The sequence below is a fragment of the Qipengyuania sp. SM2512 genome (assembly GCF_054954005.1).
The window spans coordinates 1,999,165-2,021,443 of the sequence record NZ_CM143134.1 but is presented as its reverse complement, the minus strand read 5'-3'; the positions used below and the strand labels follow the sequence as shown (position 1 = coordinate 2,021,443).

General features: G+C 66.9%; 24 protein-coding genes. 16 read left to right on the top strand and 8 right to left on the bottom strand.

Annotated elements, in window-relative coordinates; translation table 11 throughout:
* Positions 1-5 precede the first annotated feature (5 nt).
* Positions 6-2,171 (top strand): primosomal protein N', encoded by a 2,166-nt coding sequence (locus ACQ5J0_RS10105; RefSeq protein WP_462567355.1) that lies wholly within the window; start codon positions 6-8, stop codon positions 2,169-2,171.
* Here ACQ5J0_RS10105 and ACQ5J0_RS10100 read toward each other — a convergent pair.
* On the bottom strand, positions 2,156-2,593 hold the full coding sequence (locus tag ACQ5J0_RS10100; protein ID WP_462567354.1) for a winged helix-turn-helix transcriptional regulator: 438 nt from the start codon (positions 2,591-2,593) through the stop codon (positions 2,156-2,158). The two genes, ACQ5J0_RS10105 and ACQ5J0_RS10100, sit on opposite strands and share 16 nt — an antisense overlap.
* Positions 2,594-2,645: 52 nt before the next feature.
* On the opposite strand from ACQ5J0_RS10100, the gene ACQ5J0_RS10095 reads away from it, so the two are divergent.
* From ACQ5J0_RS10095 to ACQ5J0_RS10080, 4 genes are all read left to right on the top strand, one after another.
* A complete protein-coding gene (locus ACQ5J0_RS10095; protein WP_462567353.1) occupies positions 2,646-3,242 on the top strand; it encodes an FMN-dependent NADH-azoreductase in 597 nt (198 codons plus the stop codon).
* Positions 3,243-3,275: 33 nt separating this feature from the next.
* Positions 3,276-4,850, top strand: coding sequence for a cryptochrome/photolyase family protein (locus tag ACQ5J0_RS10090; RefSeq protein ID WP_462567352.1), 1,575 nt, complete (start codon positions 3,276-3,278; stop codon positions 4,848-4,850).
* Between the two features lie 46 nt (positions 4,851-4,896).
* Positions 4,897-5,301, top strand: coding sequence for a GFA family protein (locus ACQ5J0_RS10085; protein WP_462567351.1), 405 nt, complete (start codon positions 4,897-4,899; stop codon positions 5,299-5,301).
* Positions 5,302-5,400: 99 nt separating this feature from the next.
* Positions 5,401-6,045, top strand: coding sequence for a hypothetical protein (locus ACQ5J0_RS10080; protein ID WP_462567350.1), 645 nt, complete (start codon positions 5,401-5,403; stop codon positions 6,043-6,045).
* A gap of 37 nt (positions 6,046-6,082) precedes the next feature.
* On the opposite strand, the gene ACQ5J0_RS10075 is transcribed toward ACQ5J0_RS10080, so the two are convergent.
* Complete coding sequence (locus ACQ5J0_RS10075) at positions 6,083-6,427, bottom strand: hypothetical protein (protein ID WP_462567349.1); 345 nt, start codon at positions 6,425-6,427, stop codon at positions 6,083-6,085.
* Positions 6,428-6,521: 94 nt separating this feature from the next.
* A complete protein-coding gene (locus ACQ5J0_RS10070) occupies positions 6,522-7,583 on the bottom strand; it encodes a bifunctional transcriptional activator/DNA repair enzyme AdaA (RefSeq protein ID WP_462567348.1) in 1,062 nt (353 codons plus the stop codon).
* A gap of 114 nt (positions 7,584-7,697) precedes the next feature.
* Between ACQ5J0_RS10070 and ACQ5J0_RS10065 the strand changes: the two genes are divergently transcribed.
* The 8 genes from ACQ5J0_RS10065 to ACQ5J0_RS10030 all read left to right on the top strand — a co-directional run bounded on the left by ACQ5J0_RS10065 (position 7,698) and on the right by ACQ5J0_RS10030 (position 14,873).
* Positions 7,698-9,272, top strand: coding sequence for a S1 family peptidase (locus ACQ5J0_RS10065; RefSeq protein WP_462567347.1), 1,575 nt, complete (start codon positions 7,698-7,700; stop codon positions 9,270-9,272).
* Positions 9,273-9,442: 170 nt separating this feature from the next.
* Complete coding sequence (locus ACQ5J0_RS10060) at positions 9,443-9,997, top strand: F0F1 ATP synthase subunit delta (RefSeq protein ID WP_462567346.1); 555 nt, start codon at positions 9,443-9,445, stop codon at positions 9,995-9,997.
* A 16-nt stretch (positions 9,998-10,013) separates the two neighbouring features.
* Positions 10,014-11,543, top strand: coding sequence for a F0F1 ATP synthase subunit alpha (gene atpA, locus ACQ5J0_RS10055; protein WP_462567345.1), 1,530 nt, complete (start codon positions 10,014-10,016; stop codon positions 11,541-11,543).
* A gap of 7 nt (positions 11,544-11,550) precedes the next feature.
* Positions 11,551-11,844 (top strand): putative quinol monooxygenase, encoded by a 294-nt coding sequence (locus ACQ5J0_RS10050; protein WP_462567344.1) that lies wholly within the window; start codon positions 11,551-11,553, stop codon positions 11,842-11,844.
* Positions 11,845-11,848: 4 nt separating this feature from the next.
* Positions 11,849-12,727, top strand: a complete 879-nt coding sequence (locus tag ACQ5J0_RS10045; RefSeq protein WP_462567343.1) for a F0F1 ATP synthase subunit gamma — start codon at positions 11,849-11,851, stop codon at positions 12,725-12,727.
* A gap of 5 nt (positions 12,728-12,732) precedes the next feature.
* On the top strand, positions 12,733-13,086 hold the full coding sequence (locus ACQ5J0_RS10040) for a hypothetical protein (protein ID WP_462567342.1): 354 nt from the start codon (positions 12,733-12,735) through the stop codon (positions 13,084-13,086).
* 31 nt (positions 13,087-13,117) lie between these two features.
* Positions 13,118-14,575 (top strand): F0F1 ATP synthase subunit beta, encoded by a 1,458-nt coding sequence (atpD, locus tag ACQ5J0_RS10035; RefSeq protein ID WP_462567341.1) that lies wholly within the window; start codon positions 13,118-13,120, stop codon positions 14,573-14,575.
* A gap of 40 nt (positions 14,576-14,615) precedes the next feature.
* Complete coding sequence (locus ACQ5J0_RS10030) at positions 14,616-14,873, top strand: ATP synthase F1 subunit epsilon (protein WP_462567340.1); 258 nt, start codon at positions 14,616-14,618, stop codon at positions 14,871-14,873.
* 72 nt (positions 14,874-14,945) lie between these two features.
* Here the strand turns inward: ACQ5J0_RS10030 and glmU are convergent, their stop codons facing one another.
* Entirely contained in the window at positions 14,946-16,316 is a 1,371-nt protein-coding gene (gene glmU, locus ACQ5J0_RS10025; protein WP_462567339.1) for a bifunctional UDP-N-acetylglucosamine diphosphorylase/glucosamine-1-phosphate N-acetyltransferase GlmU, read from the bottom strand.
* Positions 16,317-16,376: 60 nt separating this feature from the next.
* Here glmU and ACQ5J0_RS10020 point away from each other — a divergent pair, with 60 nt between their 5' ends.
* The 3 genes from ACQ5J0_RS10020 (at position 16,377) to ACQ5J0_RS10010 (ending at position 19,257) form a co-directional block, all read left to right on the top strand.
* A complete protein-coding gene (locus ACQ5J0_RS10020; RefSeq protein ID WP_462567338.1) occupies positions 16,377-17,054 on the top strand; it encodes an HAD-IA family hydrolase in 678 nt (225 codons plus the stop codon).
* Between the two features lie 128 nt (positions 17,055-17,182).
* The gene (locus ACQ5J0_RS10015) at positions 17,183-18,112 is read left to right on the top strand and encodes an SDR family NAD(P)-dependent oxidoreductase (protein WP_462567337.1); all 930 of its coding nucleotides are present in this window, start codon (positions 17,183-17,185) and stop codon (positions 18,110-18,112) included.
* Positions 18,113-18,198: 86 nt separating this feature from the next.
* Positions 18,199-19,257: a hypothetical protein gene (locus ACQ5J0_RS10010; protein ID WP_462567336.1), complete on the top strand. Its 1,059-nt coding sequence runs from the start codon at positions 18,199-18,201 to the stop codon at positions 19,255-19,257.
* Between the two features lie 3 nt (positions 19,258-19,260).
* On the opposite strand, the gene ACQ5J0_RS10005 is transcribed toward ACQ5J0_RS10010, so the two are convergent.
* The 4 genes from ACQ5J0_RS10005 to ACQ5J0_RS09990 are packed head-to-tail and all read right to left on the bottom strand — an operon-like array spanning position 19,261 to position 22,269.
* On the bottom strand, positions 19,261-19,626 hold the full coding sequence (locus tag ACQ5J0_RS10005) for a DUF2794 domain-containing protein (protein ID WP_462567335.1): 366 nt from the start codon (positions 19,624-19,626) through the stop codon (positions 19,261-19,263).
* On the bottom strand, positions 19,626-20,339 hold the full coding sequence (gene epsC, locus ACQ5J0_RS10000) for a serine O-acetyltransferase EpsC (RefSeq protein ID WP_462567334.1): 714 nt from the start codon (positions 20,337-20,339) through the stop codon (positions 19,626-19,628). Before epsC ends, ACQ5J0_RS10005 begins: the two co-directional genes overlap by 1 nt.
* A gap of 28 nt (positions 20,340-20,367) precedes the next feature.
* Entirely contained in the window at positions 20,368-20,976 is a 609-nt protein-coding gene (locus ACQ5J0_RS09995; RefSeq protein ID WP_462567333.1) for a P-loop NTPase family protein, read from the bottom strand.
* A 12-nt stretch (positions 20,977-20,988) separates the two neighbouring features.
* Positions 20,989-22,269, bottom strand: a complete 1,281-nt coding sequence (locus ACQ5J0_RS09990; protein WP_462567332.1) for a heavy-metal-associated domain-containing protein — start codon at positions 22,267-22,269, stop codon at positions 20,989-20,991.
* Positions 22,270-22,279: the final 10 nt, after the last annotated feature.

The window sequence follows — 22,279 nt, the reverse complement described above, 5'->3', positions numbered from 1 at the left end:
CCCAGATGAACCGCGTCCGCTGCCTCGTCCTCAACGCCGCGCTCGGCCCGCTCGACTACCGCGTGCCCGAAGGGGTGGCGGCCGAATTCGGCCAGGTGGTCGAATGCCCGCTTGGCCCGCGCACGGTAGTGGGGATCGTCTGGGAGGCCGAACGGCTCCCCGGGGCCGAGGTTCCGGCGGAGAAACTTCGCCCGCTGCGCGCCGCGCTGCCGATCCCGCCATTGTCCGCACCTTTGAGACGGCTGATCGAATGGACCGCGGATTATTACTGCGCCCCGCTCGCCAGCGTGGCGCGGATGGCGCTGTCCTCGGGCGGTGCGCTGCGCGGCCCTGCGACGATGACCGAATACCGGCTCTCGGGCGGGATGCCCGAGCGGATGACCGCGCAGCGCGAGGCCGCGATCGAGGCGCTCGACGGCGAGCAGGCGACGGTGCGCGAGCTGGCGGGAATCGCCGGGGTCTCCGAGGCGGTGCTGCGCGGGCTGGTCAACCACGGGGTGCTCGAGCCGGTCGAGGTCGATTGCGACCGCCCCTACCCGCGCGCCGACCCCGATCATGCGCAGCCCGATCTCAGCGCCGAGCAGCAAAAGGCTGCCGATATCTTCACCGAGGCGGTGCGTGCGAAGCAATTCGCCCCCTTCCTGCTCGACGGGGTGACCGGATCGGGCAAGACCGAGACCTATTTCGAACCGATCGCCGAGGCGCTGCGGCTGGGGCGGCAGGTGCTGGTACTGCTGCCCGAGATCGCTCTGACCGAGGCCTTCCTGACGCGCTTCGAGGAGCGCTTCGGGACGGCGCCGGTGCTGTGGCATTCGGCGCTCAAATCGACCGAGCGGCGGCGCGCCTGGCGCGCGATCGCGGAAGGCGGCGCGCAGGTGGTGGTCGGCGCGCGATCGGCACTGTTCCTGCCCTATGCCAGGCTCGGGCTGGTGGTGGTCGACGAGGCGCATGAGGTCAGCTTCAAGCAGGACGACGGGGTGCGCTACAACGCACGCGACGTGGCGGTGATGCGCGGGCATTTCGAGCGCATTCCGGTGGTGCTGGCGAGCGCCACGCCCGCGCTGGAAAGCCTCGCCATGGCCGAGAACGGCACCTACACCCGCGTCGAGCTGCCGCGCCGCTTCGGCGGGGCGCAGATGCCCAGCATCACGACCATCGATCTGACGCAGGAGAAGCCCGGCCGCGGCGCCTGGCTCGCCGAACCGCTGATCGCTGCGATCGCGGAACGGCTGGAGCGCGGCGAGCAGTCGCTGCTGTTCCTCAACCGCCGCGGCTATGCGCCGCTGACGCTGTGCCGCAATTGCGGGTTCCGCTTCAAATGCCCCAATTGCAGCGCCTGGCTGGTCGAGCACCGTTTCAGCAGCCGGCTCGCCTGCCACCATTGCGGCCACGAGACCGCGCCGCCCCCGACCTGCCCCGAATGCGGCGAGCCCGACTGCCTCGTCGCCTGCGGGCCCGGGGTGGAACGCATAGCCGACGAGGTTGCCGAGCGGCTGCCCGAGGCGCGGGTCTTTGTCGCAACGTCGGACACGCTCAATTCGCCGGGCCGCGCGGCGCAATTCGTGGCGCAGGTGGAAGCGGGCGCGATCGACGTCATCGTCGGCACCCAATTGGTAACCAAGGGGTTCCATTTCCCCGAGCTGACGCTGGTGGGGGTGGTCGATGCCGATCTCGGGCTCGAGGGCGGCGATCTGCGCGCGGCGGAACGGACCTATCAGCAGGTCGCGCAGGTCGCGGGCCGCGCGGGCCGCGCGAGCAAGCCGGGCGAAGTGCTGATCCAGACCCGCCATCCCGACGCTCCGGTGATCGCCGCGCTGGCCTCGGGCGACCGCGACGGCTTTTACGAGGCCGAAACCGAGGCGCGGCGGATGGCGGGCGCCCCGCCCTTCGGCCGCTGGGCCGCGATCATCGTCTCGAGCGAGGAAGAGGACGAAGCGCGCGAGGCCGCCAACCGCATCGGCGCTGCGCGCCCGCGCCACGACGACATGGCGATCTACGGCCCCGCCCCCGCCCCGCTCTCGCTATTGCGCGGGCGCTACCGCTACCGGCTGCTGATCAACGCGAAACGCAGCGTCGAACTCCAGGCGATCCTGCGCCGCTGGCTCGGCGCATTGCACCACACGGCCGGGGTGCGCGTTAATGTCGATGTCGATCCCTATAGTTTTATGTGATCCAGCTTCAGGTCGAATTGCGCCCGCGCGCTTTCGACTGCGCCGATATTCGCGATCGCCCAGTTTCCGAGCCGCGCGACCGGATCGCAGAGCGAGATGCCCAGCGAGGTGAGTTCGTAATCGACTCGCGGCGGGACCGAAGGCGTTACCGTCCGCTTCACGAGGCCGTCGCGTTCGAGCCCGCGCAGCGTGCGGGTCAGCATCCGCTGCGAAATCCCCGGAATGCCGCGGCGCAATTCGTTGAAGCGCTGCGAGCCTTCGGCCAAGCTCATCACCACGCGGACCGACCATTTGTCGCCGACCCGCGCGAGGATGTCGTTGACCGCACCGCATTGGGGAGCGTCGTGGACCGCAAGGGTTACACCGCTGTCCCTAGCGGACATCGCAGTGCCTTCTTGCGCAGGACGGGTCAGGGTATCCATATAGCCTCCAGGTTATCGACAGTAACTATCGCAGCAATCATGGAGTCCCTCAATGCAAATCCTTCGAATCGACAGCGCCACCACCGGGGATCAGTCCGTAACCCGCCGGCTGACCGACGAGCTGACCCGCCACTTCCGCGAAAAGCACCCCGACGCCAAGGTGGTGGAACGCGATCTGGTGGCCGATCCGCTGCCGCATATCGACCCGATCACCACCAAGGCGATCCGCACCGCGCCCGAGACGCATGAGGAAGCGGTTGCCGCCGCCTATCCCGACGAGCGTGCGGTGCTCGACGAGTTCCTCGCCTCCGACGTGGTGATCGTCGGCGCGCCGATGTACAATTTCTCGATCCCCAGTCAGCTCAAGGCCTGGCTCGACCGGCTTGGCGTGCCCGGCGTGACCTTCCGCTATTCCGAAGCCGGCCCCGAAGGGCTCGCGGGCGGGCGCAAGGTGGTGGTCGCCTCGGCGCGCGGCGGTGCCTATTCCAACGAGGACATGGCCGAGAACCAGGAAAGCCTGCTCGCGACCATGTTCGGCTTCCTCGGGGTCGACGATCTCAGCTTCGTCCGCGTCGAGAAGACCGGCTTCGGACCCGAGGCGATCGAGGAAGGTTTCGCCGCGGCCAAGGCCGAGATCGCCAAGCTCTAGGCAAGCTGCGCGGGGTCGGGCATTGCCCCGGCGATGCCCGACCCTGCCAGCCGCCCCGTCCTCGTCCCCATCCTCGGCGACCAGCTCACCCGCGGTCTCGCCTCGCTGCGCGGGCGCGCCAAGAACGATACCGTCATCCTGATGATGGAGCTGTGGGACGAGGCCACCTACGTGCGCCACCACAAGCAGAAGATCGCGCTGATCTTCTCCGCCATGCGCCATTTCGCCGCCGAGCTCGAAGAGGCCGGCTGGAGCGTCGATTACATAAGGCTCACCGATCCCGACAATGCGGGCAGCTTTACCGGCGAGGTCGCGCGGGCGATCGAGCGCCACGATCCGCGCGCGGTGCATGTCACCCATTCGGGCGAATGGCGGGTCCAGCAGGCGATCGAGCAATGGCCCGAGAAATTCGCCTGCGAGGTCGAGATCCTGGAAGACGACCGGTTCCTCTGCCCGCTCTCCGAGTTCCGCGCCTGGGCGCAGGATCGCGGCACGCTGCGGATGGAGAATTTCTACCGCGACATGCGGCGCCGGACCGGGCTGCTGATGACCGATGACGGCAATCCCGTCGGCGGCGAGTGGAATTACGACAAGCTCAACCGCGAGGGCCCGGACGAGGACATGGACCCGCCGCCGCGCCGGGCCTTCCCCCCCGATGAAATCACCCGCGAGGTCCTCGCGCTGGTCAAGGAGCGGTTCGGCGGCCATTTCGGCAGTCTCGAAAACTTCGGCTGGCCGGTGACCCGCGAGGAGGCCGAGGAGGCCGCCGAGGCATTCTTCAGCGAACGGTTGGCGCGGTTCGGCCCCTATCAGGACGCGATGGTCCACGGGCAGGACGACCTCTACCATTCGATGCTCTCGACCAGCCTCAACCTCGGCCTGCTCGACCCGCTCGAGTTGTGCCGCCGCGCCGAAGCGCTCTACGCGTCGGGCGAGGCGCCGATCAATTCGGTCGAGGGCTTCATCCGCCAGATCATCGGCTGGCGCGAATATGTCCGCGGCTTCTACTGGCAGTTCATGCCCGGATTGGCGGAGGCGAACGCGCTCGAGGCGCACCGGCCGCTGCCCGAATTCTACTGGACCGGCGACACCAATATGCGCTGCCTCGCCGACTGCATCCGCTCGACCCGCGACAACGCGCATGCGCATCACATCCAGCGGCTGATGGTGCTGGGCAATTTCGCGCTGATCGCGGGGATCGACCCGCAGGCGGTGCAGGACTGGTATCTGGTGGTCTATGCCGACGCTTACGAATGGGTCGAACTGCCCAATGTGGCGGCAATGATCATCTATGCCGATGGCGGCAAGCTGGCGAGCAAACCCTATGCGGCGAGCGGCAATTACATCAACACGATGTCCGACTATTGCCGCAAATGCACCTATTCGCCGCACAAGAAGACCGGCGAAGGCGCTTGCCCCTTCAACCCGCTCTACTGGCATTTCATGGATCGCCACCGCGAGCGGCTGGAGAGCAATCCGCGCGTCGGCCGGATCTATGCCAATTGGGACCGGATGGGGGATGAGCGGCAGCGAGAATATCTCGACAGCGCGGAGGCGTTTCTGGAGACGCTGGTGCCGGCGAAGGAAGGTTGGGCGCGCGATTCGTGAATTCAGTCCGCTATCGCCGGCGCGAATTCGGCGATAGAGGGCAGCGATGATCGAACTATCCTGCCTCTGCGGCCAGCTCCGCGTCGACCTCACCAAGCGCCCCGACTTCGTCCACGAGTGCAACTGCACGCTGTGCCGCAAGACCGGCGCGCGCTGGGGTTATTTCCACCCCTCCGAAGCCACCGTGACCGGCGCATCGCAGGGCTACAGCCGCACCGACAAGCCCGAACCCGCCGCCGAGATCCGCTTTTGCGCAAGCTGCGGCGCGACCACCCATTTAACCCTGACCGCCGAGGCCGCAGCGAAATATGGCAATACCATGATGGGCGCGAACATGCTGCTGGCGGACGAGCGCGAGCTGGCGGGCGTCGAACTGCGCTATCCCGACGGGGAAGCGTGGTCGGGCGAAGGCGAATTCGCCTATGTGCGCGAGGCGCGAACTCTCGGGTGAGCGAAACGGAGCGCCCTGCGCTCGGGCCGAGCCGCTGCCTTGGTGCGGCCTAACCTCGGCGTTCAGACTAGGAAGGGTTTGGTCGGCTATTCACGCGGGATGAAACGCACAATTTTCCTGGGCCTCGGTGCGCTGATGGCCATCGCCGGGTCGGCAGCGCTGGCAAGCACCGTCGCCTCCGACTGGACCATCGGCCCGCACATCCGCGGCAAGAACTACTCGGTCGGGATGCCGTTGCAGCCCGCGCCCACCCGCAACGGCTGGGCCTTCGACTTTCCCTACCCCGACCGCTCCGCCGGGCATGTTCATTACGTGACCTACGACCCCGGTTCGCTCGCGGGGAAATCCCGGATCGTCGTGCGCTACCGCGTGGATGCTGCGCGCGGTACGCGTTTCGTGCCGCAGGAGCATCCCGAACTGCCCGGCACCGTCTCGATGGTGATCCAGCAGCGCGGCGACAATTGGAAGGCGAAGGGGCGGTTCGAACATTACCGCTGGTACTCGCCGGCTGCAAAGGTCCACGAAATCCGGCCGGGCGAGCACCAGATGACGCTCTCGCTCGACGATCCCGCGTGGATTTCGGTCTATGGCCGCCCGGCAAGCGAAAATCCGCGCGCATACCGCCAGGCGCTGGCCAATTCCGCACGGCTCGGGCTGGTGTTCGGCTCGACCGCCGCAAGGGGGCACGGAGTTTATGCCACCGCGCCGGCGCGTTTCGAACTGGTCAGTATCCGCGTCGAGTGAGCCGGCAGCGCCCGGCGCCTCGCCCAGCTGTTCCGGATCAATTCGTTCGGTCGGGCTTTCCGGCCTTGCCGCGTCGGCGCGCGAGGAGGAACAGCAGCGTGGGCCAGAATATGGTGTTGAGGATATCCACCGCCGACCCCGTGACAGTGGCGCCGCCGGCGGGCGAATAGGCGTCGATCGCCTCGTTTCCGAACGCGAAGAGGTAGACCAATGCGATCGGCACGCGCGAGCGCATGCGATGCCGCAGGAACAGCGCCGCCGCGAAGAAAATGATCAGACCCGCATGAAGGTGCAGCAGATCCTCGGTTGCACCGAGCGTGGTGCCCAGGGCCTGCTTCGCGGAGGAATATTGGCCGAGATAAGGGGTGATCGAAATGTCCACCCGGCCCCGCTACCGGCAGGCTATCCGCTTGTCACCAAAGAGTTTCGCCAAGCATGCGCGGTGAGTCCCGGCGTGAGGCGCCGGCAGCGCGCGATTACTCCTCGTGCCGCTCGCGCCGCAGCAGCTCCTCCTTGATCGCGGTGCCATAGGCGTAGCCGCCCAGCCCGCCATCGGCGGCGATCACTCGGTGGCAGGGGATCAGCACCGCGATGTGGTTCGCCCCGTTGGCACCGCCGACCGCGCGGCTTGCACCGGGATTGCCGAGTGCAGCGGCGAGCTGGCCGTAGCTGCGGGTTTCCCCGGGCGGAATTTCGCGCAGCGCCTGCCAGATGCGCTGCTGGAAGGCGGTGCCCTTGACGTCGAGCGGGATGTCACCGCCGAGCCCCGGCTGCTCGACCGCCCGGGTGACCTGCTCGAACAACTCCCGGAACTCCTCGCCGCCTTCGACCAGCTCGGCCCCAGGAAAGCGCCGCCGCAGCTCCGCCTCGCCTTCGTCGAAAGAGAGGCAGCACACCCCAGTCTCGGTGGCGGCGACCAGCATCGGACCCAGCGTCGTTGCGATCACACTCCAGTGGATGATGCGGCCCTTGCCGCCGCCGCGCCAGTCACTCGGTGTCATCCCCATCCGTCCCTCCATCGCGGCATAGAAGCGGCTGGGTGCCGGGAAGCCCGCATCGTAGATCGCATCGCTCACCCGTTCGCAGCCCTCCAGCATCTCCTTCGCGCGTTCCTCGCGCAGGGCGCGGGCATAGGCTGCGGGCGAGAGGCCGATGGCGCGCTTGAACAGCCGCTGGAAATGGCTGGGTGCATAGCCGGTCAGCCGTGCCAGCTGTCCAAGGGTCGCGCTCTCGCCGGCGCGGATCGCATCCAGTGCCGCGCGCACCGCAGCCTCTTCCTGGCTCTGGCAATCGGGGGCACAGCGCTTGCAGGCGCGCAGGCCTGCGGCCTCGGCCTCGGCAGGCGTGGTATAGAAGCGGACGTTGGCGCGCTTGGGCGCCCGCGCCGGGCAGGAGGGGCGGCAGTATATCCCGGTCGAATGCACCCCGGTGACGAAGACGCCGTCGAAGCGGCGGTCCTTGGCCAGCGCGATCCGCCAGCGGTCCTCGTCGCTCAGCTCCGGGGTGTCCGGGACTTCGACGGATGCAGCGGCAATCATCCCTTTATCCTCCTTTGCTTCGTGTCGCGATGCAAGCGGGGCTAGACTATATCCGCCATCGCGGCGTCCCGAAGCTTGCGGTCAATGTCGCGGGCGCGATAGAAGCGCCGCCGGATGGGACGTCTCCTTACTCTTTGTGCGCTGCTGCTCGGCCTGATCGCCGCGCCCTCGCCCGCGCTTGCCGAGCCTGCCGATATCGACGCGGCGGCGCGCGGGGTGGTGCGCGTGGTGATTCTCGGCAGCGACGGCGAGCAGGTCTATCCCATCAGCCACGGCAGCGGCTTCGCGGTCAGCCCCACGCAGATCGTCACCAACGCGCATGTCATCCGCGATGCCATGAACGACGAAAGCCTGCGGATCGGCATTGTCCCCTCCGATGGGGCGGAGGCGGTTTATGGCCGCGCGGTCGCGGTATCCTCGCGCAACGATCTGGCGCTGGTCGAACTCACCGGCGAACTGCGCCTGCCGCCGCTCACGCTGGCGGGCGGCCCCCCCGCGGACAGCGGAGAGGGCTATGCGGTCGGCTATCCGATGAATGTCGACAAGGCGCAGGGGCTCGACATCGGCGACATCTTCCGCAGCCAGCCGCCGGTCAAGAGCCGCGGCTTTCTCGCCGGGACCCGGCCTAGCCGCAGTTTCGACACCGTGCTTCACACCGCCCCGATCGCCCGCGGCAATTCGGGCGGCCCGCTGCTGGATGGCTGCGGCCGGGTGCTGGGCGTAAACAGCTTCGGCGCCGATTCGGGCGGCTCGGACGCGGAATTCTTCTTCGCCGTGTCGAACCGCGAATTGCGCGCTTTCCTGAACGACAATGAAATCGCCCCGCGGGTCAACGACACAGAATGCCGCAGCCTCGACGCTCTCGAGGCCGAAGAACGCGCGCGGATGGAACGCGAACAGAGCGCTGCGCGAGCCAGTCTGGAAAACCGCAGCGAAGAAGAGCGCATCCGCCGCGATCGCGCGCGCTTCGAGGCCGAGATGCAGGTGCGCGACGAACGCGACGATCGCATGCTGGCGAGCGTGCTGCTGCTGCTGCTCGGTGCCGGGCTGATCTGGTGGGCGTTCGAAAAGCGCGAGCCGGTCGAAAGCGAACTCGGGACCGTGACCTGGCCGGTCCGCAACCGGATCGTGCTGGCGCTGGGGATCGGCGCGGTGCTGGTCGCGCTGATGCTGCATGTCAGCCGCCCGGGGATCGACGAGATCGACCGCCGGGTCACGAGCGCGATGGGCGGAGAGGCGGATGCTCCGGGCGAAGCCGGCGCCCCCGGCTCGCAATCCGGCGAGGCGCGCTATGTCTGTACGCTCGATGCGCAGCGCAGCCGCGTCACCAGCGCGCAGGCGCAGGAGGTGAGTTTCGACTGGAGCGCCGGGGGCTGCGTCAACGAGCGCACCCAATACGGGCTTTCCGCCGGGACCTGGTCGCGCGTCTTCGTGCCAAACGAGGAACAGGCGGTCGCGGTCAACAGCTTCGATCCGGCACGGCGGATATACCGCACCGAACGCTACCTGCTCTCGCGCGAGGCCATGAGCACGGCGCGCGAAGCGCGCGGCAAATACAAGGCTCCGGCCTGCAAGTCCGAAGACGCCGCCTCGTCCTTGGGCGACATGCAGACCGAAGTCGTCTCCGTCCTGCCGACGCAGCCCAACGAGCGGCTGGTCTATTCCTGCGAGATCGCCGAGAGCGAGTGAACCGTCCCTCGGCTGGCCGCCTGTTGGCGACGAGTTTGACGGGCACCCGGCTTGCGCTTCGCGATACCCGATGCTAGGCGCGCGACAGCTTTGCCGGGGTGGCTTTCGTCCATCCGCGACGCCGGGCTGACAGCATCGTTATTTTCCGGACCTCGAGAGGACGACAGCGCGTGGAGATTTCCGCCGGTATACAGGCAAGCCTGGCAGGGCGCTATGCGTCGGCCCTGTTCGACCTGGCGAGCGAGAACGGCACAGTGACCGCGGTCGAATCGGACCTCGACAAGCTCGAGGCCGCTTTGGCCGAATCGGGTGAACTGGCCCAGCTCACCACCAACCCCAAGGTATCGCGCAAGGCCGCCGGTCAGGCGCTGTCGAGCGTGGGCACCGTGCTCGGCCTCGCCGAACTGACGCAGAACTTCGTCGGGGTGCTGGCGCACAACCGCCGGCTGGCGCAACTGCCCAAGGTAATCCGCGCCTTCCGCGCGATCGCCGCCGCCCAGCGCGGCGAGATCACCGCGCAGGTCGTCAGCGCGCATGCGCTCAGCGACACGCAGCTCGAGCAGATCCGTTCGCGGCTCACCGCGCGCGAGGGCCGCACCGTCAAGCTTTCCACGACCGTCGATCCCGAGCTTCTCGGCGGTTTGGTCGTTACGATCGGATCGAAGCGCATCGACGGCTCGATCCGCACCCGCCTCAATTCCCTCGCCCAGGCGATGAAGGCCTGATCAAAGGACGTTACTCATGGATATCCGCGCCGCAGAAATTTCGAAGGTCATCAAGGACCAGATCGCCAATTTCGGCACCCAGGCCGAAGTCAGCGAAGTCGGCACCGTTTTGTCGGTGGGTGACGGCATCGCCCGCATCCACGGTCTCGACCAGGTCCAGGCCGGCGAGATGATCGAATTCGCCAATGGCGTTCAGGGCATGGCGCTCAACCTCGAGGCCGACAATGTCGGCGCGGTGATCTTCGGTTCCGATACCGAGATCAAGGAAGGCGACAGCGTCAAGCGCACTCAGACCATCGTCGACGTGCCCGTTGGCAAGGGCCTGCTCGGCCGCGTCGTCGACGCCCTTGGCAACCCGATCGATGGCAAGGGCCCGATCGTGGCGACCGAGCGTCGCCGCGTCGAGAAGAAGGCCCCGGGCATCATCCCGCGCGAATCGGTGTCCGAGCCGGTCCAGTCGGGCCTCAAGGCGATCGACGCGCTGGTTCCCGTCGGCCGCGGCCAGCGCGAGCTGATCATCGGCGATCGCCAGACCGGCAAGTCCGCCGTCGCGATCGACACCTTCATCAACCAGAAGGAAAACAACGCCGGCGACGACGAAGGCAAGAAGCTCTACTGCATCTATGTCGCGGTCGGCCAGAAGCGCTCGACCGTCGCGCAGATCGTCAAGAGCCTCGAGGAAAACGGCGCGATGGAATATACCATTGTCGTCGCGGCCACCGCATCGGAGCCCGCTCCGCTGCAGTATCTCGCGCCCTACACCGGCTGCGCGATGGGCGAATTCTTCCGCGACAACGGCATGCATGCCGTGATCGTCTATGACGATCTTTCCAAGCAGGCCGTGGCTTATCGCCAGATGTCGCTGCTGCTGCGCCGCCCGCCGGGCCGCGAAGCCTATCCCGGCGACGTGTTCTATCTCCACAGCCGCCTGCTCGAGCGCGCGGCCAAGATGAACAAGTCGGAAGGCGGCGGCTCGCTGACCGCTCTGCCGATCATCGAGACCCAGGCGGGCGACGTCTCGGCCTATATTCCGACCAATGTGATCTCGATCACCGATGGCCAGATCTTCCTCGAGACCGAATTGTTCTACCAGGGCATCCGTCCGGCGATCAACGTCGGCCTGTCGGTCAGCCGCGTCGGCGGTGCCGCGCAGACCAAGGCGATGAAGAAGGTCTCCGGCTCGATGAAGCTCGACCTCGCGCAGTACCGCGAGATGGCCGCCTTCGCGCAGTTCGGTTCGGACCTCGACGCCTCGACCCAGAAGCTGCTCAACCGCGGTGCACGGCTGACCGAGCTGCTCAAGCAGCCGCAGTATTCGCCGATGCCGTTCGAGGAGCAGACGATCTCGATCTTCGCCGGCACCAACGGCTACCTCGATGCGATCGCGGTCGACCGGGTCAACGAATACGAGGCCGCCATGCTCAGCCACATGCGCAGCGAGCACGCCGAGGTGCTGGAGACCATCCGCACCACCGGCAAGTTCGAGGACGATACGAAGGCCAAGGTCGTCGCCGCGCTCGACAAGTTCGCCAAGCAGTTCGCCTGATCGACGCGTGAGCTACACCGTCTTCGCCACGATCCCGGTCAAGCCGGAGCATATGGATGCCGCCTGCGAAGCGGTGGCTGCCATCGTGCCCGCGACTCGCGGAGAAGACGGGTGCGTTTGCTTCGAACCGCGGCGTGCGGCGGACGGATCGAGTACGATCATGATTTTCGAACAATGGGCGGATCGCGCCGCGTTCGATTTCCACCACGCCCAGGATTACACCAAGGACGTTTTCGCAAAATACGAGAACTGGCTCGCAAGCGCGCCGGTACTCGTCGAAGCGAAGCCGCTGGAAGACTGAAACCATGGCTAGCCTGAAAGAACTCAAGGGCCGTATCAACTCGGTCAAGTCGACCCAGAAGATCACCAAGGCCAAGCAGATGGTCGCGGCGGCCAAGCTGCGCCGTGCGCAGGCGGCTGCCGAACAGGCACGCCCTTATGCCGAGCGGCTGTCGGGCGTCATGGCCTCGCTCGCGGGCAAGGTCAGCGGCGACAGCGCGCCCCGGCTGCTGGCCGGGACCGGTGCCAGCCAACGCTATCTGCTGGTGGTGGTCAACACCGACAAGGGCCTGTGCGGCGGTCTCAACGCCAATATCGTCAAGGCCGCCAAGGCCCGCGCGCGCGAGCTGATCAAGGCGGGCAAGGACGTGCAGTTCTACCTCGTCGGCAAGAAGGGCCGCGCGCCGATCAAGCGCGAGTTCGCCGAGCTGGTCGAGAAGCAATTCGACACCAGCGAGGTCCGCACCCCGGGCTTCGTCGAGGCCGAAGCGATTGCCGACGATCTGATCGCGCGGTTCGACCGCGGCGAATACGACATCGCGCAGTTGGTCTATCCGATCTTCCGCAGCGCGCTGTCGCAGGACCCGACCATCGACCAGCTGATCCCCGTGCCCTCGCCCGAGGTCTCGGGCGACAACAAGGATGCCGGAGCGGTGGTCGAATACGAGCCGGGCGAAGAGGAAATTCTCGAGGAGCTGCTGCCGCGCTACGTCAAGACGCAGCTGTTCGGAGCGCTGCTCGAGCGCGAGGCCTCGGAACAGGGCGCGTCGATGACCGCTATGGACAATGCCACGCGCAATGCCGGCGATCTCATCAAGGACCTGACCATCCAGTACAACCGCAGCCGTCAGGCCGCGATCACCACCGAACTGATCGAAATCATCGCCGGCGCCGAAGCGCTCTGACCCTTATGAAAGCCAATCTCTTGAACAAGCTCGCCTTCCTTCTCGTCCCCCTGCTCGCTCTGGCCGCATGCGGCGAGGAACCCGCCGCCGAAGTCGCCCAGACCCAGGTCGCGACGCCCGAACCGGTGGCAACGCTGCCCGCCCCCAATCAGGCGCTGTTCACGCAGCTCTTTGCCGACGCCTGTCCCGAAGCGGAGCCGGTCAACACCGCAGTCTGCCGCCGCGCCGGCCTCGGTTCGGACGAGGTCCTGTGCGAATTCGGCCTCGGCGAGGACGAATATCTGCGCAACGACGCGACCCTTACTCCCGGCGATGGTCAATGGACGCTCGCCGATCCCGAAAACGTGTGCGCCTCTTAAGGCGCCCAACCCCTAAGGCAGGATCCTGATCATGGCCACCGCTCCCGTACTCAACCAGACCACGACCGGCGTCATCAGCCAGGTCATCGGCGCCGTCGTCGACGTGCAGTTCGAAGGCGAACTGCCGGCGATCCTGACCGCGCTCGAAACCCGCAACGGCGACACCACGCTCGTCCTCGAGGTTGCCCAGCACCTCGGCGAGAACACCGTCCGCACCATCGCGATGGACGGCACCGACGGCCTCACCCGCGGGCAGGAAGTGATCAACACCGGCGCGCAGATCCGCGTCCCCGTCGGTCCCAAGACGCTTGGCCGGATCATGAACGTCATCGGCGAGCCGATCGACGAACGCGGCCCCGTGGGCGCCGAGACGACCATGCCGATCCATGCCGAGGCTCCGCTGTTCGTCGACCAGTCGACCGAGGCGGCAATTCTCGTCACCGGGATCAAGGTCATCGACCTGCTCGCGCCCTATGCGCGCGGCGGCAAGATCGGCCTGTTCGGCGGCGCCGGCGTCGGCAAGACGGTCCTCATCCAGGAACTGATCAACAACATCGCCAAGGGCCATGGCGGCGTCTCGGTGTTCGCGGGCGTCGGTGAGCGGACCCGCGAGGGGAACGACCTCTACCACGAATTCCTCGATGCGGGCGTCATCGCCAAGAACGAGGCCGGTGAGGCAATCTCCGAAGGTTCCAAGGTTGCGCTGGTGTTCGGCCAGATGAACGAGCCTCCGGGCGCGCGTGCCCGCGTGGCGCTTTCAGGTCTGACGATGGCGGAATATTTCCGCGACGTCGAAGGCCAGGACGTGCTGTTCTTCGTCGACAACATCTTCCGCTTCACCCAGGCGGGTTCGGAAGTGTCCGCGCTGCTCGGCCGCATTCCGTCGGCGGTGGGCTATCAGCCGACGCTGTCGACCGACATGGGCAATCTGCAGGAACGCATCACCTCGACCAACAAGGGCTCGATCACCTCGGTGCAGGCGATCTACGTCCCCGCGGACGATCTCACCGATCCCGCACCTGCCGCTTCGTTCGCCCACTTGGACGCCACCACGACTCTGAACCGCGCGATTTCGGAGCTGGGCATCTACCCGGCGGTCGATCCGCTCGATTCCACCAGCCGAGTGCTCGAACCGCGCGTCGTCGGCGAGGAGCATTACCGCACGGCTCGCCGGGTCCAGGAAACGCTGCAGAAGTACAAGAGCCTGCAGGACATCATCGCCATTCTCGGCATGGACGAGCTGTCCGAAGAGGATAAGCTGACGGTCAGCCGCGCGCGCAAGATCCAGAAGTTCCTCAGCCAGCCGTTCCACGTGGCCGAAGTCTTCACCAGCATCCCGGGCGTGTTCGTCCAGCTCGAAGACACGGTGAAGAGTTTCAAGGCGGTGGTCGACGGCGAATACGACTATCTGCCGGAGAGCGCCTTCTACATGGTCGGCGGGATCGATCAGGCGGTCGAGAAGGCCAAGAAGATGGCCGACGAAACCTGACACATTTCCCTCCCGCACGCGGGAGGGCGGAGAGACCAGCATGGCTTTGCATTTCGAACTCGTCACCCCGATCAAGCAGGTCCGCAGCGAGGACGTCCACATGGTGGTCGTCCCCGGTACGGAAGGCGAGTTCGGCGTGCTCGAGGGGCATGCGCCCTTCATGTCGACCATCCGCGACGGCGCGGTGCAGGTCTACCGGACCGAGGGCGGCGCGCCCGAGATGATCGAAGTGCGCGGCGGTTTCGCCGAAGTGGGCGAGAACGGCCTCACCGTGCTGGCGGAGCATGTCGAGGGCTGACTGCCCGCAGCATCGCGGAATACTGGAAAGGGCGGCCTCGCGGGGCCGCCCTTTTCGTTTGCGGATCGCTGGCTAGCCGGGCTTCTTCGCGCTCGCCTTGCGCTTCTTCATCGCATCGTGAAAACGGTCGGCCCAGCCCGGCTTCACGATCTGCTCGCCCCGCACCATCCGCAGATCGCCCGCAGCGACATCGCCGCTGACCGCGCTGCCCGCCGCCACGATCGCGTCGCGGCCGATGGTGACCGGTGCGATCAGCGCGCTGTTGGAGCCGATGAAGGCGTTTTCGCCGACCACGGTCCGGTGCTTGAAATAGCCGTCGTAATTGCAGGTGATCGTGCCCGCGCCGATATTGGCGCCCGCGCCCACCTCGGCATCGCCGAGATACGTCAGATGGCTGGCCTTGGCGCCCTCGCCCAGCACCGCCGCCTTCATCTCGACGAAATTGCCGACGAAGCTGTTCTTTCCCATCACCGCACCCGGGCGCAGCCTCGCGAAAGGACCGGCTTGTGCGCCCTCGCCGATGGTGGCGCCCTCGATATGGCTGAAGGCCTTGATATGCGCGCCGTCGGCCACACTGACGCCGGGTCCGAACACCACATTGGGTTCGATCACGACATCACGGCCCAGCTTCGTGTCGTAGCTGAAGAACACCGTCTCGGGCGCCTTGAGCGTGACGCCGTCGGCCATGGCTTCCTCGCGGCGAAAGGCCTGCCAATGCGCTTCGGCGGCGGCGAGTTCGGCGCGGCTGTTGATCCCCCGCACCTCGTCCGGATCGTCCGTGACCACCACCGCGCTGTGGCGACCGTCGGCATTGGCGACGTTGACCACGTCGACGAGGTAGTATTCCCCCTGGCTGTTGTCGTTGCCGACCCGCCTCAGCAGTTCGAACATGTCGGAGGCGCGGGCCGCCATCAGCCCCGAATTGCACAGACGGCAGCTGCGCTCTTCCTCGGTCGCGTCCTTGTGCTCGACCATCTTGGCGATACGCCCGTCCTCGTGGGCGAGCACGCGGCCATACTGCAGCGGGTCTTCCGGTTCGAAGCCCAGCACGACCACCGCGGGCGCATCGTCGGCATGGAGCCGGTCGAGCATCGCCTGCATCGTCTTTGCGCGCACGAAGGGCACGTCGCCGTAGAGTATCAGCACGTCGCCATCGAACCCGTCCAGGCCAGCCTGCGCCTGCTGGACGGCGTGCCCGGTGCCGAGCTGCGGCTCCTGCAGGCTGGTCTCGGCGCGGCCCGCCATCGTCGCCTCGAGCTGCTCGCGGCCGCTGCCGACCACCACGACCGTCTTGGCTGGGCCCAGTTCGGCCGCAGAGGCCATCAGGTGGTCGATCATCGGCCGACCGGCGATCGGATGCAGCACCTTGTGCAGGTCGCTCTTCATGCGGGTGCCCTTGCCCGCAGCGAGAATGACGGCGGCGAATTCGCGTTTCTGGATCATGGTCTGCGCCTTGCCACCATTCGCTTGCGGTTTGAAGTCGCATCCTTCACCGCCGCGCGCATGGCCAGATTTCCCTTCGACATCGTCGCGTTCGACCTCGACGGAACGCTGCTCGACAGTTTCCGCGATCTGGGTGCCGCGGTGAACCACGCGCTCGAGCTGGGCGGGTTCGAGCCGGTGCCGGTGGAGAGCAGCAAGGATCTGATCGGCGGCGGGGCCAAGGTGATGCTGGCGCGCGCGGTCGAGCGCCAGGGCGGGATGCCCGAGGACGAGTTTCGTCCGCTCTACAAGCAGATGCTCACCTATTACGCCGCCAACAACGCGGTCCACACGCGGCCCTATCCCGGCGCGGAGGAATGCCTCGATGCGCTGGCCGCCCGCGGCGTCAGGATGGCGGTGGTGACCAACAAGTTCGAGGACTTCGCGCGCGGGATACTCGCCGCGCTGGGCCTCGCCGACCGGTTCGAGACCATCATCGGCGGCGACACCATGGGCAAGGGCCGCGCCAAGCCGGAACCGGATTCGCTGATCGAAGCGCGGCTGCGCTGCGGCGGCGGCAGCTTTGCCTTCGTGGGCGACAGCACCTATGACGTCATGGCAGCCCGCGCCGCGCGGGTGCCGGTGATCGGCGCGCGCTACGGCTATTGCGACAAGCCGCCGGGCGAGCTCGGCGCCGATGCCGAGATCGATTCGCTCGCCGAGCTGATTTCGGCGCTCGAGAATCTGGCGAGCGCCTGAAGCCGGCCTGAGGCTCGCCCCGACCCTACGGCACGGCGGCGCGTCGAACTGGCGGTTGCAAGCGCGCGGCGAACATGTCAGTCCGCCGCTCGGATTGACGTTCACGTAAACCATATCGGAGACCCCGCATGACCATCGATTTCAAGGACAAGGTAGCCATCGTCACCGGCGCAGGCGGCGGACTGGGCCGCGAATACGCACTCGAGCTCGGCAAACGCGGCGCCAAGGTCGTGGTCAACGACCTGGGCGGATCACGCGACGGCACCGGCACTTCCGATATGGCAGCCAAGGTCGTCGAGGAGATCGAAATGGCCGGCGGCACCGCGATGGCCAATGGCGCCTCGGTCACCAACCCCGAGCAGATGGAAAAACTGGTCGCCGACGCCAAGCAGAAATGGGGCGGCGTCCATGTGCTGATCAACAATGCCGGCGTGCTGCGCGACAAGACCTTCGCCAAGATGACCGCGGAAGACTTCGCCTTTGTCGTCGACGTCCACCTCAACGGTTCGGCCTATGCCACCAAGGCCTGCTGGGAGACCTTCCGCGACCAGGCCTATGGCCGCGTGCTAATGACCGCGAGTTCGACCGGACTGTTCGGCAATTTCGGCCAGGCCAATTACGGCGCGGCCAAGCTGGGCCTCGCGGGCCTGACCAAGACGCTCCAGCTCGAGGGCGCGAAGTACAACATCAAGGTCAACACGCTCAGCCCCGTCGCCGGCACCCGGATGACCGAGGACCTGTTCCCCGAGGAAGCCTTCAAGCTGTTCGATCCGGTCAATGTCGTCCCCGCGGCGCTGTTCCTCGTCAGCGAGGATGCGCCCAGCAACGCCATCGTCGGCGCGGGTGCGGGCGGGTTCCACTCCTCCTGGGTGGTGATGAACGACGCCGTCTGGCTCCCCGAGGACCAGCGCACCGTCGAAGGCTTCGCCGAGAACTGGAAGACCATTTCGGACTTCTCCAACCTCAAGGCGCCGCAGTCGGGCTCCGAGCAGTCGGGCAACATCCTCACCGCAATGCAGAAGGTCACCGGCACCGGCCCGTCCTCCGCGCGCAGCTGATCCTGCCGTCCTCCGCTTGCGTGGCGTATTGACGCCGTAATACACCGAGCCTATTCTCCCTGTCTTCAGGATGGGGAGAATAGGCCGTGTACAGCCAGCAGGATCTCAATTCCGCAGTCGCCGCCGGGGCGATCAGCGCCGAGGCGGCCGACGCGCTGCGCGCGCATGTCGCGGCGCAGAACGACTCCGTACCGGCCGATGCCGAGCATTTCCGCCTGATCACCGGGTTCAACGATGTCTTCGTCTCGATCGGCGTGGTGATCCTGCTGGTCGCGATGGCAGCGATCGGCGGATCGATCTACGAAAGCACTGCCGGCCCTTCCCCGGCCGGCGCGGCGCTGGTGGCGGGCACCTCCTGGCTGCTTGCCGAATTCTTCACCCGCAAGAAACGCATGGCGCTGCCCTCGATCATCCTCCTGCTCGCCTTCGTCGGCGGAGTATTTTCCACACTGGTCGGGCTCTCGCTGGAACTCATCGGAAACGACCCTGCCCGCGAGACCGTTGGCGTGCTGCTCATTGCGTTGGCCGGACTGATCACCGCCGCGGCAGCCTTGTTCCACTGGAAGCGTTTCATGGTGCCGATCACCATCGCCGCGGGTACTGCCGCGCTTGCCGCAACCGTGGTCGCGCTGATCGTCGCCGTGATCGGACCCAATTCCGACGATGTCGGCGATGTGATGCTGGTCATCGTCTTCGTGGCCGGGCTGGCGATCTTCGCCTTCGCGATGCGCTGGGACATGAGCGATCCTGTGCGCGGAACGCGGCGCAGCGATGTCGCCTTCTGGCTGCACCTGCTCGCCGCTCCGATGATCGCGCATCCGGTGTTCGTGCTGATCGGGGTGACCGATGGCAGGACGTTCGGACCCGGCGCGGCGCTGGCGGTGCTGGCGGTCTATGTCGCCTTCGGTCTGGTCGCGCTGGCGGTCGATCGGCGGGCGCTGCTGGTCTCCGCGCTCGCCTATGTTCTCATCGCGCTGACGCTGCTGTTCGACCGCTTCGGCGCGGTGGAACTCAGCTTCGCGCTCACCGCTCTGGTGATCGGTTCGGCGCTGCTGACGCTGAGCGCGATGTGGACTCCGATCCGCCGCGCTGTGGTCGGCGCCTTGCCGGGAAGCATGAGTGTGCGGTTGCCCGCCACAGCCTGACGCTCAGTCCGCGACTGCCTTGACCAGCCGGCGCTCCATGGGGGCGAGCACGCCGGCGAGTTCGTGGCCCCGCTTGAGCACCTGGCCGTGTTCGCCGAACAGCGTCCACATCCCCTGCCGGTTGCGCAGCGCGGGCCGCTTCTCGACCCGCATCTGCGGCCGTTCGGCGGCACGGCGGAAGGCCGAGAAGCTTGCCATCTCGCGCGCGAAATCCATCGCATAGTCGCGCCATTCGCCCGCCGCGACCATCCGGCCGTAGAGATCGAGGATGCGGAGCAATTCCGCGCGGGTGAATGCGACCTGCAGCGGCGCGCGCTGCGGAAAGGGCAGCACCGCGCCCGAGCCCGGCGGCGCTCCGGTCTGCCCCATCAGTCCTGCGTACCGCTGCGCAGGGTCTCGTCCTCCGACCCTGCGGCGGGCTGGGGAAAGGCCTTGCGCAGGCTGTCGAGTTCGGCGCGCATCTCCGTGAGCTGCTTTTCGAGCGCCGCGATGCGGCCCGGATCGGGCTCGCACGGCTCGTTGCAGGGCGTGCCATAGGGCATGAACTCGCGCATATAGGTTTCCACCGGCACCAGCGTGCTGCGCGCCTTGAAGCCGACCATCGTCGCGCCTTCGGCTACATCGTCGAAGACCACCGCATTGGCGCCGATCCGCGCTCGGTCGCCCACGGTGATCGGCCCGATGACCTGCGCGCCCGAGCCAATGATGACATTGTTGCCGATGGTCGGGTGGCGCTTGCCGCCCACGCCGTTGGTGGGATTGGTGCCGCCTAGCGTGACGCATTGGTAGATGGTCACGTCATGGCCGATCACCGCGGTCTCGCCGATCACCGAGAAACCGTGATCGATGAAGAAATTGCGCCCGATTTTGGCGCCGGGGTGAATGTCTATCGCGGTGAGGAAGCGGCTGGTGTGATTGACCAAACGGGCGAGGAAGAACAGCTCGGCTTCGAACAGCCAATGCGCCACCCGGTGCCAGAACAGCGCCCAAACCCCGGGATAAAGCAGCATTTCCCAGCGCGAACGCGGCGCGGGATCGCGCGCGCGGATCGAGTCCAGATAGGCAAAGAGACGGTCGAACATCGGTCGGGATTCTTCCACCAATTGCGGATCAAAGCAAGCGGGCCTGCTCTGGCCCTTCCACGGCGTCCAGTGCATCGCGCCAGATCGACATGGTGGCGGGCGCCTTGCGTTCAAGAGATATCCGGTCGATCTCGGCGACCAGCCGCTCGATGGCGGCATAGCTGCGAGTGACGCGCGGGACGAGATACTGCATCGCGCCCTCGGCAAGAGCCAGGCGGCGCTGTTCGGCATGGGCGGCGATCAGGTCGGCCACCATCGCGTCGTCGGGCGCGGTTATCGCCATCTGCAACGATCCGCCCAGCCGCGAGCGCAGATCGGGAAGCGCAATGTCCCACTGCGCGTCACCGGCGATCAGCAGCAGCGGGCGACCATCTTCCTGTGCACGGTTCCAGCGGTGGAACAATTCGGTCTCGTCCCACGCCTGCGCGTCGTCGATCGCCTCGCCCTGCCCCTGGGCTTCGAACCAGCGCGCCAGCAGCGACTTGCCCGATCGCGGCGGCCCCAGCAGCACTGCGGTACGAAAAGGCCAGTCCTGCGGCCGGGCGAGCGCATCGACCGCACTGCGGTTGCCTGCTCCCACGACGATGCGCGATGCGGTGGCTTCGCCGGAATCGAGAGGCAGCGCGATCTGGGACATCGGCGCCCCCGCCTAGCGGCTGATCAGGAGCGCGTTGTTGCCCTGTTGCACGGTGAAGCCGCGCGCGCGCAGGGCGCCAGCGAGATCCTGGATCGAGCCGGCATAGCTTACCGTGAGCACTGAGGTGCCGCCGATCGCGGTGCTGCGAATGCCGGCGTTGCGCACACCCGAGGACGCGCGAACTTCGCTCAGCGCCGCGTTGAAGGCTGCGGCGTCCGGCGTCTGGACCTGCACCGTATAGAGGGCGACCGACCCTTCTGGGGGCGGGGTGTTGACCGGCGCGGCGCTGATCGTGCCGTCGGTTTCGGCCGCCGCGCTCGATGCGCGTTCGCGTGCGGCCCGCTCCGCCCGTTCGCGCGCATCCGCCGCCTGCCCCGCCTCGATCAGCCGCAGCAGCGCGGGGTCGATTTCGGGGGTGCCGAGATTGAGCGTCGGATCGGGGCTGAGCAATCCTTCGGCGAAGGCGCGGGCGAAGATTGCGTCGAACCGCGTCACCGCCCGCGCGAGCATGTCGGGCAGCTCCTGCGGGCTGTCCGCGGTCATCTCGAAACCGGCGAGATAGACGCTGTCGGGGCCGTAGCGCGCGGTGAAACGCCCGGTCACCGGGCCGCCGGGATAGGAATAGTCGAGATTGGCGATCGGAATCAGGACGTTCGAGGCGCTGAACTGGTCGAGCACATTGCGCCACCACAACCGGCTGCGCCGCCCGGTCTGGCCGTAATTGACGAGCAGCGAATCGCTCCCCGCGCCAGACGGGCGGACGTAGTCGATACGGCTCGAACCCGCCTGGTATTCGGCCCATGCGCGCTGCCAGGGGTTGCGCATCTCGTAGACCAGCTGCGTCCCCGCCGAGACCGTCACCGGCACCAGCAGCATTGGCGCAGACCGCCGCGCTTGCTCATCGCCGCCGAGATAGGCGTTCGCGCGCTGGCGGTCGAAGATCACCCCGAGCCGGGCGATATAGCGCCGCGGACCGAGCTGCTCGCGTTCGATGACAATCGCCGAGACCATCGCGGCGATCTGCGAATCGGAAAGCTCGGGCCCCTCGAGCCGCTCCCAGGCCTGGCGCTGCGCCGCTTCCCAGCCCTTGGCGCGGGCGTCCTGGGCATTCTCGCCGGTGACATCCACTTCCACCCCGGTAACCGAAATGTCTCTCGACGCCGCGATCGGGGCGATCCCGCGCTCGCCGTCGACCTGCGCGAATAGCGCCGCCGCGCACAGCGCAAGCAGCGCCAGAGCGACGATCAGCAGGGCCTGCAATCGGCCGATTGGTGGGAGAGCGAAGCGCATCATGGGGAAAACA